The following is a 12,768-nucleotide window of genomic DNA, read 5'->3' as shown; positions in this document are numbered from 1 at the left end:
CACGAGCCGCGCGGCCGGGTCCGCACGCCCCTCCCGGCCGGTGCTCACGGGGTTTTCATGGCCGCCAGCCTCGCCTCGATCTCCGCCTCGTCCCCCAGGTTCTCCAACTCCTCGAACTGCGCGTCCAGTGACGAGGCGGCCAGCTCCTGCTTGCCCAGGGCCCGCGCCTCCTCACGGCGCACCTTGTCCTCGAAGCGGCTCAGCTCGCTGGTCGGATCGAGGACGTCGATGCTCTTCACCGCGTCCAGCATCCGGTTCTGCGCCTGCGCGGACTTCGACCGCGCCACCAGTTCGTCGCGCTTGGACGTCAGCTCCGTCAGCTTCGTCCTCATCTGCACCAGACCGGCCTTCAGTTTGTCGACGACCTCCGTCTGCGCCGCGATGACCGGCTCGGCCGCCTTCGCCTCCTTCTCGGCGCGGAGCTGTCGCTGGAGCGCGACCTTCGCGAGGCCGTCGAACCGGTCGGCCTCCGCCGCCGGTCCCGAACCGCGCAGTTCGTCGGCCTTCCTGCTGGCGGCGAGCGCCTTGACGCCCCACTCCCTGGCCGCCTCCACGTCCTCCTCGTAATCCAGCTCCAGGAGCCGCAGATTGCCGATCGTGGTCGCCACGGCCTCCTCCGCCTCGGAGATGTTGGCGGTGTAGTCGCGGATCAGCTGGTCGAGCATGTCCTGCGGGTCCTCGGCCTGGTCGAGGAGGGCGTGGATGTTCGCCCTCGCGAGCTGGGTCACGCGGCCGAGGATGGTCTGCTTCGTCATGCGCGTCTCCTTGACGTTCTCGGATGCCCTTGCGCCTGCCCGGCGGCCGGTCCGTACGGTCAGAACCGTCCGCCGCCGCCTCTGCGCCCCCGCGTGCCGCCGCCGCCGAAGCTGCCGGGACCGCGGCCGAAGCCGCCGCCGCCGCCGAAGCCGCCGCCCATGCCGCCGCCGAAGCCGCCGGTCCGGCCGCCGCCCAGCACACCGCCGAGCAGGATGCCGCCGAGCACGGCCCCGCTCAGGCCCCCGCCGCCCGAACCGCCCGCGATCCCGCCGCCGAAGTCCGGGAAGCCGCTGTCGAACCCGTCGGCGTACTCCCGCACGTCCTGCTCGGCCAGCGTCTGCGCCTGCCGGCCCAGCGCGTCCGCCCGCTGGGCCTCGGCCAGCGCTTCCGGGGCGTCGGTCGCCGCGGCTGCCGCCGAACGTTCGAGGTGGCGCTGCGCCTCGGCGAGGCGGGTGCGGGCCGGGCTGCCGACCGCGCCCCGGTTCGTCGCGATGTAGTCGGCGGCGGCGCCGGTCGTGGAGCGGGCGGCGAGCGTGGCCCGGTCGAGCAGCGCGCGGGCCCGTCGTCCCGCCGACTCCCGCTCGCGCGCCCCCGCCAGGGCCTCGTCGAGCACGGCGTCGGCCTCCTCCACGCGGCGCAGGGCGTCGATCGGGTCGTAGCGCCCCGACTGCTTCTCCCGCTGCACGTCGTCGACGACCGCCCGGGCGCGGGCGATCCGCCCGTGCAGGTCCGCCGTCGCGCCCCCGGCCTCCAGGAGGCCGCGCGCGTCGGCCAGGTCGGTCTCCGTCTCCGTCAGCGCCCCCGGGAGCTTGCCGGCCGCCTCGGCCAGTTCGCGCGCCCGGCGGTCGACGGCGTCGACGAGCGTGGCGGCCTGGCCGACGGCGCCCTCGGCCGCCCGTACGAACACGGCCGCCTTCCCGGTGTCGCCCGCGTCGACGGCCTGCCGGGCCTCCGTGAGGCTGGTGGTCGCGAAGGCGAGCCGGTCCTTCGCCCGAGCGGCGTGGCCCGTGACGGGCGCGGCGGCCGAGTCGGCGTACCGCTGCCGCATGGCGGTCAGCATCGCCTCGGCCGTGCTCGTACGGCCGACGAGTTCGCGGAAGGCCGCCTCGGTGGCGGCGAGCGCCCGCGGCGCGTTCCGCTCCAGGTCCCGCAGCCGGTCGAAGGACTCGGACTCGGCGTCGAGGCGGCGGTCGGCTCCGGCGCAGCGGGCGATGATCTCCTCCAGCATGCGGCGGCGCGTGGCGTCGTCCTCGGGGTGGGCGTCGTCGAGCTGCTGCCGCAACCGGAAGGCGACGGCCAGTTCGCTCTTCGCGTACGCGAGCGCGTCGGCGAAGGGCCGGGCCGCCTCCTCGCCGAACTGGGCGGCGGCGAAGCCCAGTTCCTCCTCGCTGGTGTGCACGGCGTCGTCGGCCGCGACGAGCTCCCGCCCGGCCCGCGCGTCGAGATCCGGCAGCGGCGTCGGTGCTTCTGGGGCGTCCTGGGCCGTGCGGGCGGGTGTGGTGCGGGTGCTCGCGCGCCGGCGGCGGCGGGCGTACGAGTACGCCGCCAGCGCACCGGCCGCGCCGACGACCACCACCGGCAGCACCAGGTCGCCCGCCCCGCTCGCACCGTCGTCCGGACCACCGCCGGGGTCGGGCGGCCCCGGGGTGATGTCCGGCACCGGGACGGGCCGCCCGGCGAGCACGGCGGCGTACCCGTCCGCCGCGCCGATCGCCGCGCCGGCCCAGTCGTTCTGCCGCAGCGCGGGCTCGATGGCGGTCCGTGCCACGTCGTCGAGTTCGGCGTCGGTCAGGCGCGAGTCCTGGTCGACGGAGTAGGCGTACTGCCGGTCGTGGGTGGCGACGGCGAGCAGCGCGTCGTCGCGGCCGAGCCCGTTGCGCTCGGCGGTGTCGTCGGCCCAGCTCTGCGGGGACCTGCCGGAGAAGTCGCGGACGTACGCGACGAACAGCTGGACGCGGCGGGTGTCGTAGAGCCGGTCCAGAGCGGACTCGACGGCGTTCGTCCGAGCACCGAGCGCGCCGACCCGGTCCGTGATCTGGCCCTGGCGGGAGAGGCCGATGGGGTCCTCGGCGTGGGCGGGCCCGGTGACGGGCAGGGCGAGACACCATGCGGTCAGCAGCGTGCTGAGGAGGACCCTGGCGGCGGCTGTTCGCGTCACGTTTGCGAGGTTATGTGCCCCTTGCCCGGCCCGCGACCGGACGCCGGGGCCGTCGGACAGCGGGCCCCGGCGCGGCGCGGCCCCCGGAGCTCAGGTCAGCTTCGTCACGAGCAGCGCCGCGTCGTCCGGCGTCAGGTCGATGCCGAACACGTCCGACAGGACCTTCGGCACCTCCTGCGGCTCCAGCTCCCGCACCTCCGGCTTCGCGCCCGGCCGTGAGGTGACGAGTTCGCGGTTGTCCAGCAGGTGCAGGCGGTCCGGGTGCACCCGCTGGACGAACGGCCGGTAGCTGAAGGGAGAGTGCGCACTCGTGGCGATGAAGTGGTTGGCCATCGCGAAGTCGACGGGGTACTGCGGGTCGAGCGTGAAGGTGTGCCGCGCCATCCACCCGTCACCGGTGTCGTCGCGCTCCCCCTCCGCGCCCGCCGTCGGCTGGTAGAGCGTCCACCCGTCCGCGCCCGGCGTCACCTCGCCGCGCCGCAGCCGGTACGCCCACACGCCGTCCGTCGTCTCGGTCCCCCCGTCCGTCATCTCGATCGGCTCCAGCGGGCTCGCCCCGAAACCGATGTCGCACAGCCACCGCCGCCCGTCGAGGTCGACGACCAGCATGGCGTGCGTGGTGGGCAGCATCTTCGGTACGCCCATCCGGATCCGGCCGAGCACCGCGAAGAACGTGAAGCCGAGGCGTTCCAGGGCGGCGGCGAACAGGGAGGCGTGCTCGAAGCAGTACCCGCCGCGCGGGTTGCCGATCATCTTGCCCTGGAGCGCGGCGAGATCGAGCGGCACGTCCTGGCGCAGCACCGCGTCGAGGTTGTCCCACCGCACGTTCAGCACGTGCGCGCGGTGCAGTGCGCGCAGCGTCTCCAGGGTGGGGGAGCGGTCCCCCTCGTACCCCAGGTGTGCCAGATAGGCGTCCAGATCGAGTGCGTCACCGTTCCACATGCGTACGGTCCCCGTTGTCTCGTGCGTCGGTGCGCGCCGGCTGCCGACGCGCGTGCGTCAGGGGAACCGCGGGACGCCGGGCCGCTATTCCGTACGCCGGAAGATCTTGGAGCCGAGCCAGACCAGCGGGTCGTACTTGCGGTCGACCGCGCGTTCCTTCAGCGGGATCAGCGCGTTGTCCGTGATCTTGATGTTCTCCGGGCAGACCTCCGTGCAGCACTTGGTGATGTTGCAGTAGCCGAGCCCGTGCTCGTCCTGCGCGGTCTTCTTGCGGTCGACGCCGGCCCCGGCCGCCGCGTCCAGCGGATGCATGTCGAGCTCCGCGATCCGCATCAGGAACCTGGGACCCGCGAAGGACTCCTTGTTCTCCTCGTGGTCGCGCACCACGTGACAGGTGTTCTGGCACAGGAAGCACTCGATGCACTTGCGGAACTCCTGGGGGCGTTCCACATCCATCTGCCGCATCCGGTAGTCACCCGGCGCGACCCCCGGCGGCGGTACGAACGCGGGCACCTCCCGCGCCTTCGCGTAGTTGAACGACACGTCCGTCACCAGGTCCCGTACGACGGGGAACGCCCGCAGCGGCGTCACCGTGATCGTCTCCTCGCGCGAGAAGACGGACATCCGCGTCATGCACAGCAGCCGCGGCCGCCCGTTGATCTCCGCGCTGCACGAACCGCACTTGCCCGCCTTGCAGTTCCAGCGCACCGCGAGGTCCGACGCCTGCGTCGCCTGGAGCCGGTGGATGATGTCGAGGACGACCTCCCCGTCGTTCACCTCCACCTCGAAGTCCTTCAGCCCGCCGCCCTCCGCGTCGCCGCGCCAGACCCTGAAGGCCGCCGTGTAGCTGCTCATCAGTGGAGCTCCTCTTCGGCGAGGTACTTGACCAGCTCTTCCTTCTCGAACAGGCCGAGCAGGTCGGGGCGGATGGGTTCGGTGGTCTCCCGTACGAGCGTGATCCGGCCCGGAGTCCGCCCACCGGCCGGCGCCGGCCCGTTCGAGCCGTCGGCCAGCCGGCACAGCAGGTTGACCCGGCGCCATTCCCGCTCCATGCCGGGGCAGTCCTCACGGGTGTGGCCGCCGCGGCTCTCGGTGCGCTCCAGGGCCGCCCGTGCGACGCACTCGCTGACCAGCAGCATGTTCCGCAGGTCGAGCGCGAGGTGCCAGCCCGGGTTGAACTGCCTATGGCCCTCGACCCCGGCCCGCTGCGCCCGCAGGCTGAGGGCCGCCAGCCTCTCCAGGGCCTGCTTCATCTCCGGCTCGCGCCGGATGATGCCGACCAGGTCGTTCATCGTCTGCTGGAGCTCCTGGTGGAGGGTGTAGGGGTTCTCCGGCGGGTGCCCGTCCGGGCCGCCGGGTTCCGGGCCCTCGGCGCTGAAGGGGCGCAGCGCCTCGGCCGCCGCCGCGTCCACCTGGGCGCCGTCCGGCCGGGGGCGGGCGGTCCCCCCGCCGAACCCGACGGCGTACTGCGCGGCGTGCAGCCCGGCCCTGCGGCCGAAGACCAGCAGGTCGGAGAGCGAGTTGCCGCCGAGCCGGTTGGAGCCGTGCATGCCGCCGGCCACCTCGCCCGCCGCGTACAGCCCGGGGACGCCGCGGGTCGCCGCCGTGTCGGAGTCGACGGCGACGCCGCCCATCACGTAGTGGCAGGTCGGACCGACCTCCATCGCCTCGGCGGTGATGTCGACGTCCGCCAGCTCCTTGAACTGGTGGTACATCGACGGCAGCCTGCGCCGGATCGTGTCGGCCGGCATGCGCGTCGACACGTCGAGGAAGACCCCGCCGTGCGGCGAGCCGCGCCCCGCCTTGACCTCGGAGTTGATGGCGCGCGCGACCTCGTCGCGGGGGAGCAGCTCGGGGGGACGCCGGTTGTTGTCGGGGTCCTCGTACCAGCGGTCGCCCTCCTCCTCGGACTGCGCGTACTTCTCCTTGAACACGTCCGGGATGTAGTCGAACATGAACCGTTTGCCGTCGGAGTTGCGCAGCACGCCGCCGTCGCCGCGCACCGACTCGGTGACGAGGATGCCCTTCACGGACGGCGGCCAGACCATCCCGGTGGGGTGGAACTGCACGAACTCCATGTTGAGCAGCGGCGCCCCGGCGAGCAGCGCCAGCGCGTGGCCGTCGCCGGTGTACTCCCACGAGTTCGAGGTCACCTTGAAGGACTTGCCGATACCGCCGGTGGCCAGCACCACGGCCGGCGCCTCCAGGACGAAGAAGCGGCCGGACTCGCGCTCGTAGCAGAAGGTCCCGGCGACCCGGTCGTCCGCGTCCTTCAGGACGCGGGTGACCGTGCACTCCTGGAAGACCTTGAGCCGGGCCTCGTAGTCGCCGTACTCGCGGAAGTCCTCCTGCTGGAGCGCGACGATCTTCTGCTGGAGCGTACGGATCAGCTCCAGGCCGGTCCGGTCGCCCACGTGCGCGAGTCGCGGGTACTCGTGCCCGCCGAAGTTGCGCTGGGAAATCCTGCCGTCCGGGGTGCGGTCGAACAGCGCCCCCCACGTCTCCAGCTCCCACACCCGGTCGGGCGCCTCACGCGCGTGCAGCTCCGCCATCCGCCACTGGTTCAGGAACTTGCCGCCGCGCATGGTGTCGCGGAAGTGGACCTGCCAGTTGTCGCCGGAGTTCACGTTGCCCATGGACGCGGCGATGCCGCCCTCGGCCATCACCGTGTGCGCCTTGCCGAAGAGCGACTTGCAGATGACCGCGGTACGGGCCCCCTGCTCCCGCGCCTCGATGGCGGCCCGCAGTCCGGCGCCGCCCGCGCCGACCACGACGACGTCCCACCCCTGCCGTTCGAGCTGCGTCATCGATCACCCTTCATTCAGTCGTCAGAACAGCCGCGGGTCGTCGAAGGCGCCGGACGCCAGCAGGTACACGTAGAAGTCGGCGAGGGCGACGCTGATCAGCGAGGCCCAGGCGAGCTGCATGTGGCGGGCGTTGAGCCTGCCCACCCAGCCCCAGAGCCGGTAGCGCACCGGGTGCTCGGAGAAGTGCTTGAGCCGGCCGCCGACGATGTGCCGGCAGGAGTGGCAGGAGAAGGTGTACGCCCAGATCAGCACGATGTTTACCACGAAGATCAGCGTGCCGAGTCCCATGTGTCCCCAGGCGTACCGCTCGTCGCGGAAGGCGAGCACGGTGTCGTACGTGAGGATCCCGGCGACGGGGAGAGCGGCGTAGAAGAAGTACCGGTGGATGTTCTGGAGGATCAGCGGGAAGCGGGTCTCGCCGGTGTACGTCCGGTGCGGTTCGGCGACCGCGCACGCCGGGGGCGAGGCCCAGAAGCCCCGGTAGTACGCCTTGCGGTAGTAGTAACAGGTCAGCCGGAAGCCGAGCGGGAAGATCAGGATCAGCAGGGCGGGGGACAGCCCCCACCAGCTGCCGAAGATCTCCCAGTTGGGGCCGCCCTTCATCGGTACGCAGTTCTCCGCCAGGCACGGCGAGTAGAACGGCGAGACGTAGGGCGCGGCGTAGTAGTCGGCGTTCGCGAAGGCCCGCCAGGTCGAGTAGACGATGAAGGCGAGCAGCCCGGCGGCGGTCGCCGCGGGCGCCAGCCACCAGCGGTCCGTACGCAGATGGCGGGCCGCGATCGCGGCGCGCGAGGCGTCGTGGACGCCCGCGCGGGGCTGGGGTTCTGTGCCAGTGGCCAACGAGGACTCCGTATGGAGCGGGCTGTCGGGACAGGACGGGGCCGGGGCGGTGCGTACGGGCTAGGGCGCGTGCCGGTCGTGGGCGCCGAGGCCCTCGTCGTCCGAGTCGGTCCACAGCGCGCTGTTGTACGGGTCGTCCGAGATGGAGACCAGATCGGGACGGGCGTCGGGGCGGCGCAGGGTGGGAGCGGCGGCGCTCAGCAGGGCGAGGCTCTCGCGGAGGTGGCCGGCGTCCGTGCGAACCCGCCTGATCTCCAGGCTGCCGCCGCCGACCTGCTGCTCCAGCCGTTCGACCGACTGGACCAGGTTGTCGAGGCAGCGCTGCACCGCTGCCAGGTCGTCTTGCAGGGACATGTGGTGCCCTCATTTCCACGGTGGCGCGTGGTGACGCTCATGCGCCTGCGAGTGTCGCGCGTCACATCCCCATTTGTGAAGGGATGTGCAGCGATTCTCGGCGCGCGGCCCCTCGTGCGCCCCCTTCTGTTGGGCCGCACGGGTGGGGTTCGAGCGCTGCGCCGCCGTGTCGCCGACGGCTCACGCGCGGGGTCCTTTTCAGTGGAGCGGTAGTTGATGTGATCACCATCATATGCCGCCAAAAGTGAAAAACCGGGCTCATTCCGACAGGGGGTGGGCCGGGCCGGCCCTGGAGGTACCAGCCATGTCCCACGTCGGCGTCCCACGCGGGAGGGCATCCCGCCGCAGGCCCCAGCGGGCACGAGCGGCCCGCTGTCTCGCGCTCGTCACCGCCGGGGTGCTCGGGCTGCCCGCCCTGGCGGGCTGCTCGTCGGGCGACGAGGAGACGCGGGGGGTGACCGTCCCCCAGGACATCGCCCCGGCCGGGCGCGACCAGGTCGCCGACGGGGGCACGGTGCGCTGGGCCGTCGACACGACGCCCGCCACGCTGAACGCCTTCCAGGCCGACGCCGACGCCTCCACCGCGCGCGTCGCAGGCGCCGTGCTGCCCTCGCTGTTCACCCTCGACACGCGCGGCCGCCCCCAGCGCAACCCCGACTACCTGGAATCCGCCGAGATCGTCGAGCGCGAACCCCGGCAGGTGGTCCTCTACAAAATGAACCAGCAGGCGGTGTGGAGCGACGGCAGGGAGATCGGCGCGCCCGACTTCGTGGCGCAGTGGCGCGCGCTCAACGGCCGGGACACGGCGTACTGGACCGCCCGCAACGCCGGGTACGAGCGGATCGAGAAGATCGAGCGCGGCGCCAGCGACCTGGAGGTCCGGGTCACCTTCGCCAAGCCCTACGCCGACTGGCGCTCCCTCTTCACCCCGCTCTACCCGAAGGACGTGATGGGCAGCCCCAACTCGTTCAACGACGGGGCCCGGTCCAGGCTGAAGGCGACGGCGGGCCCCTTCACCCTCAAGGAACTCGACCGTACGGCAGGGAAGACCACACTCGAACGCAATCCCCGCTGGTGGGGACAGCCCTCGAAGCTCGACACCCTCGTCTTCCGCACGGTGACGCGCGACCGGCGCACCGCCGCGCTCGCCGCGGGAGAGCTCGACATCGCCGACATCGGGCGCGGCACCGCCGACCGAGTCGCCCTGGCGGCCAAGGACACGGGAGCCAAGGGCCGGCCGCTGAACCACGGCCCCGGCGCCGCCGACACGCCCGCCTCCGCCCTCAGATCCTGGGCACTGGCCCACGGCTCCTCCGAAGAACTCGCCGAAGCCGAGGGCGAGGCCCGCAGGAAGTCCCGCGAGGCCGTCAGGAAGTACGCCGAAGAACAGCGGGCGCTGCGCGGCTTCGTCGTCCGCAAGTCCCTCGAACCGGCCTACACGCAGCTCGCCCTGAACGGCACCTCCGGCCCGCTCACCGACGACCGGGTACGCCGCGCTGTGGCCCGCGCGATCGACCGCCGCGCGCTCGCCGAGTCCGTACTCAAACCGCTCGGCCTGCCCGCCCACCCCCTCGGCAGCCACCTCGCCCTGGCCGGCCAGGACGCGTACGCCGACAGCAGCGGCGCACTCGGCGACCAGGACACCCAGGCCGCCCAGGCGCTGCTCGCCGACGCCGGCTGGAAGCCGGGCGGGGCGACGGCCGGGCGCACGTCCGACGGCGCCAAGGCGGGCAGCGCGGCCGAAAAGAAGGAGAAGAACAAGGAAAGCGGAGCCGACGAGGGCATGTACATCGTCGGAGACGGCGACTCCAAGCCCGGCCGCCGCCCCCGCGACGCGGAAGCCGGCGCGTACATCCTGGCCCCGGCTCCCGACGCGGCGCTCCAGGGCCGGGCGCTTCGCATGCAGGCACGTTTCATCAGCGCCGGGGACAAGGCGGCCGGCGCCCGCGCCGAGGACAGCGCGGACGGCAAGGAGAAGGGCGGCGTCGCCGGCGCCTACGCCCCGCAGGGCACTGCCGCCCCCCGCGCCAAGGACGCCGCACGTGGACCGCTCGGCAAGGACGGCAAGGCACTGACCTTGCGTTTCGTGCTCCCCTCCGGCCCCGGCTCCGAGTCGCTGCGCACCGTCGGCGAGAAGATCTCGGCGATGCTGGAGAAGGTCGGCGTACGCACCGACATGGTCAAGGTCTCCGACGACAGCTACTTCAAGGACCACATCGCGTCCGGCGACTACGACCTCGCCCTCTACTCCTGGCCCGCCACCGCCTACCCGGCGACCGACGCCCGCCCCATCTTCGCGAAGCCGGAACCGGCCGCCGACGGCTCGCTCGTCGTGGAGCAGAACTACACGCGCGTCGGCACCGACCACATCGACCAGCTCTTCGACCAGGCCATGACGGAACTGGACGAGAAGGCGGCCCGCGACCTGGTGAAACGGGCCGACGCCCGGATCTGGGCGGCGGCCGGTTCGATCCCGCTCTTCCAGCGGCCGGAACTCGTGGCGGTCAAGCCGGACCTCGTCAACGCCGGTGCGTTCGGCTTCGCGGCGCCCCGGTATCAGGACATCGGCTTCAAGAAGGCCGAAACCGCCGGGCGGGAGAAGAACTAGCAGGTCGGAACCCTCAGGATTGGCTCAAGTCCCTTGCCCGCCGGTGCCCCGGCGGGCAAGGTGCTGTGTGCCCCTTGACCCGGCACAGCTCCGTCCCCCCACCCCCGCACGCACGGCCCGCACACCCTCCCCGCCACGGCTCCTCCGGCCTCCCGGAGCCCTGCCGCGGGCCCGGTACCGATCGCCCGGGAAGCCCGCGCGGCTCACTCCCCGTACCATGGGGGGTAGCCGTGGCGCGACCGCCCGGCGGGCGTATGAGGAAACGAACCGAATACGACGCCCGATCCCACGATCGAGAGAAGCGCAACTCACCCATGCCCACGCGCCACGACATCCGTAACGTAGCCATCGTCGCCCACGTCGACCACGGCAAGACCACCCTGGTCGACGCCATGCTCAAGCAGGCGGGCGCCTTCGCCGCGCACGCCGCCGAGAGCCTCGACGACCGCATGATGGACTCGAACGACCTGGAGCGTGAGAAGGGCATCACGATCCTGGCCAAGAACACGGCCGTCAAGTACCACCCCAAGGATGGCGGCGACGTCATCACCATCAACATCATCGACACCCCCGGCCACGCCGACTTCGGTGGTGAGGTCGAGCGCGGCCTGTCGATGGTCGACGCGGTCGTCCTGCTCGTCGACGCCTCCGAGGGCCCGCTGCCGCAGACGCGCTTCGTGCTCCGCAAGGCGCTCCAGGCGAAGATGCCCGTCATCCTCTGCATCAACAAGACGGACCGCCCCGACTCCCGGATCGACGAGGTCGTCAACGAGACGTACGACCTGTTCCTGGACCTCGACGCGGACGAGGAGCAGATCGAGTTCCCGATCGTCTACGCCTGCGCCCGTGACGGCGTCGCCTCGCTGACCAAGCCGGAGGACGGCACCGTCCCCGCCGACAGCGAGAACCTGGAGCCGTTCTTCTCCACCATCCTGGCGCACGTGCCGGCCCCCGAGTACGACGAGCAGGCCCCCCTCCAGGCCCACGTCACCAACCTCGACGCCGACAACTTCCTCGGCCGTATCGCGCTGTGCCGCGTCGAGCAGGGCGAGCTGCGCAAGGGCCAGACGGTCACGTGGATCAAGCGTGACGGGACGATGTCCAACGTCCGCATCACCGAGCTCCTGATGACCGAGGCGCTCACCCGCAAGCCGGCCGAGAAGGCGGGCCCGGGCGACATCTGCGCCATCGCCGGTATCCCGGACATCATGATCGGTGAGACCCTCGCCGACCCCGAGAACCCGATCGCCCTGCCGCTCATCACGGTCGACGAGCCCGCGATCTCCATGACCATCGGCACGAACACCTCGCCGCTGGTCGGCAAGGGCGGCAAGGGCCACAAGGTCACCGCCCGCCAGGTGAAGGACCGCCTGGACAAGGAGCTCATCGGCAACGTCTCGCTCCGCGTCCTCGACACCGAGCGCCCCGACGCCTGGGAGGTCCAGGGCCGCGGCGAGCTCGCGCTGGCGATCCTGGTCGAGCAGATGCGCCGCGAGGGCTTCGAGCTGACCGTCGGCAAGCCCGAGGTCGTCGTGAAGATGGTCGACGGCAAGAAGTACGAGCCGATCGAGCGCATGACGATCGACTCCCCCGAGGAGCACCTCGGTGCCATCACCCAGCTCATGGCGACCCGCAAGGGCCGCATGGAGACCATGACGAACCACGGTTCGGGCTGGATCCGCATGGAGTGGATCGTCCCGTCCCGCGGCCTCATCGGCTTCCGTACGGAGTTCCTGACGCAGACCCGCGGCACCGGCATCGCGCACTCCATCTTCGAGGGCCACGAGCCGTGGTTCGGCGAGCTGCGCACCCGTAACAACGGCTCGCTGGTCGCGGACCGCTCGGGCTCCGTGACGCCGTTCGCGATGATCAACCTCCAGGAGCGGGGTGTCATCTTCGTCGAGGCCGGCACCGAGGTCTACGAAGGCATGATCATCGGTGAGAACTCGCGTTCCGACGACATGGACGTGAACATCACCAAGGAGAAGAAGCTCACCAACATGCGTGCGGCTTCCGCGGACAACACGGAGAACGTCGTGCCGCCGCGCAGGCTCTCGCTGGAGCAGTCGCTGGAGTTCTGCCGCGACGACGAGTGCATCGAGGTCACCCCGGAGACCGTGCGCATCCGCAAGGTCGTCCTGGACCAGAAGGAGCGCGGCCGTACGGCTTCGCGCGCCAAGCGCTGACCCGGACCGCCCCGGACCGACCCGGAAGGCCCACGCGGCCGACTGAGCGCGTTCCGAAGGCCGGTTCCCGCCCCCTGTGGGGTCGCGGGAGCCGGCCTTCCGGCGTTTGGGGATCTT

General features: G+C 71.8%; 9 protein-coding genes. 2 read left to right on the top strand and 7 right to left on the bottom strand.

Annotation, left to right across the window (positions count from 1 at the left end; genetic code table 11):
• Positions 1 to 44: 44 nt before the first annotated feature.
• The 7 genes from ACWGH0_RS25430 to ACWGH0_RS25400 form a co-directional block, all read right to left on the bottom strand.
• On the bottom strand, positions 45 to 755 hold the full coding sequence (locus ACWGH0_RS25430) for a PspA/IM30 family protein (protein ID WP_453406546.1): 711 nt from the start codon (positions 753 to 755) through the stop codon (positions 45 to 47).
• A 59-nt stretch (positions 756 to 814) separates the two neighbouring features.
• Entirely contained in the window at positions 815 to 2,914 is a 2,100-nt protein-coding gene (locus ACWGH0_RS25425; RefSeq protein WP_453406545.1) for a TPM domain-containing protein, read from the bottom strand.
• Positions 2,915 to 3,004: 90 nt separating this feature from the next.
• Positions 3,005 to 3,856: an arylamine N-acetyltransferase family protein gene (locus ACWGH0_RS25420; RefSeq protein WP_453406544.1), complete on the bottom strand. Its 852-nt coding sequence runs from the start codon at positions 3,854 to 3,856 to the stop codon at positions 3,005 to 3,007.
• A gap of 84 nt (positions 3,857 to 3,940) precedes the next feature.
• Complete coding sequence (locus ACWGH0_RS25415) at positions 3,941 to 4,711, bottom strand: succinate dehydrogenase/fumarate reductase iron-sulfur subunit (RefSeq protein WP_453406543.1); 771 nt, start codon at positions 4,709 to 4,711, stop codon at positions 3,941 to 3,943.
• On the bottom strand, positions 4,711 to 6,663 hold the full coding sequence (locus ACWGH0_RS25410; RefSeq protein ID WP_453406542.1) for a fumarate reductase/succinate dehydrogenase flavoprotein subunit: 1,953 nt from the start codon (positions 6,661 to 6,663) through the stop codon (positions 4,711 to 4,713). Before ACWGH0_RS25410 ends, ACWGH0_RS25415 begins: the two co-directional genes overlap by 1 nt.
• A gap of 21 nt (positions 6,664 to 6,684) precedes the next feature.
• Positions 6,685 to 7,503 carry a hypothetical protein gene (locus tag ACWGH0_RS25405; RefSeq protein WP_453406541.1) on the bottom strand — a complete coding sequence of 273 codons (819 nt, stop codon included), beginning with the start codon at positions 7,501 to 7,503 and terminating at the stop codon, positions 6,685 to 6,687.
• 60 nt (positions 7,504 to 7,563) lie between these two features.
• Positions 7,564 to 7,857, bottom strand: coding sequence for a hypothetical protein (locus tag ACWGH0_RS25400; RefSeq protein ID WP_453406540.1), 294 nt, complete (start codon positions 7,855 to 7,857; stop codon positions 7,564 to 7,566).
• A gap of 304 nt (positions 7,858 to 8,161) precedes the next feature.
• Between ACWGH0_RS25400 and ACWGH0_RS25395 the strand changes: the two genes are divergently transcribed.
• Together ACWGH0_RS25395 and typA are read left to right on the top strand one after the other, a co-directional pair.
• Entirely contained in the window at positions 8,162 to 10,465 is a 2,304-nt protein-coding gene (locus ACWGH0_RS25395) for an ABC transporter family substrate-binding protein (protein ID WP_453406539.1), read from the top strand.
• Positions 10,466 to 10,779: 314 nt separating this feature from the next.
• Complete coding sequence (gene typA / locus ACWGH0_RS25390; protein WP_453406538.1) at positions 10,780 to 12,651, top strand: translational GTPase TypA; 1,872 nt, start codon at positions 10,780 to 10,782, stop codon at positions 12,649 to 12,651.
• The last annotated feature ends 117 nt before the right edge of the window (positions 12,652 to 12,768 follow it).

The organism is Streptomyces sp. NPDC054887 (genome assembly GCF_053610585.1).
Note: the sequence above shows the minus strand (reverse complement) of the source record. Positions and strands in the feature narration are given on the sequence as shown.

What these genes read in the sequence shown, in the direction of transcription:
- ACWGH0_RS25430 (WP_453406546.1), bottom strand. Translation starts at nt 755, where the DNA reads ATGACGAAGCAGACCATCCTCGGCCGCGTGACCCAGCTCGCGAGGGCG.
- ACWGH0_RS25420 (WP_453406544.1), bottom strand. Translation starts at nt 3,856, where the DNA reads ATGTGGAACGGTGACGCACTCGATCTGGACGCCTATCTGGCACACCTG.
- ACWGH0_RS25415 (WP_453406543.1), bottom strand. Translation starts at nt 4,711, where the DNA reads ATGAGCAGCTACACGGCGGCCTTCAGGGTCTGGCGCGGCGACGCGGAG.
- ACWGH0_RS25410 (WP_453406542.1), bottom strand. Translation starts at nt 6,663, where the DNA reads ATGACGCAGCTCGAACGGCAGGGGTGGGACGTCGTCGTGGTCGGCGCG.
- ACWGH0_RS25400 (WP_453406540.1), bottom strand. Translation starts at nt 7,857, where the DNA reads ATGTCCCTGCAAGACGACCTGGCAGCGGTGCAGCGCTGCCTCGACAAC.
- ACWGH0_RS25395 (WP_453406539.1), top strand. Translation starts at nt 8,162, where the DNA reads ATGTCCCACGTCGGCGTCCCACGCGGGAGGGCATCCCGCCGCAGGCCC.
- typA (WP_453406538.1), top strand. Translation starts at nt 10,780, where the DNA reads ATGCCCACGCGCCACGACATCCGTAACGTAGCCATCGTCGCCCACGTC.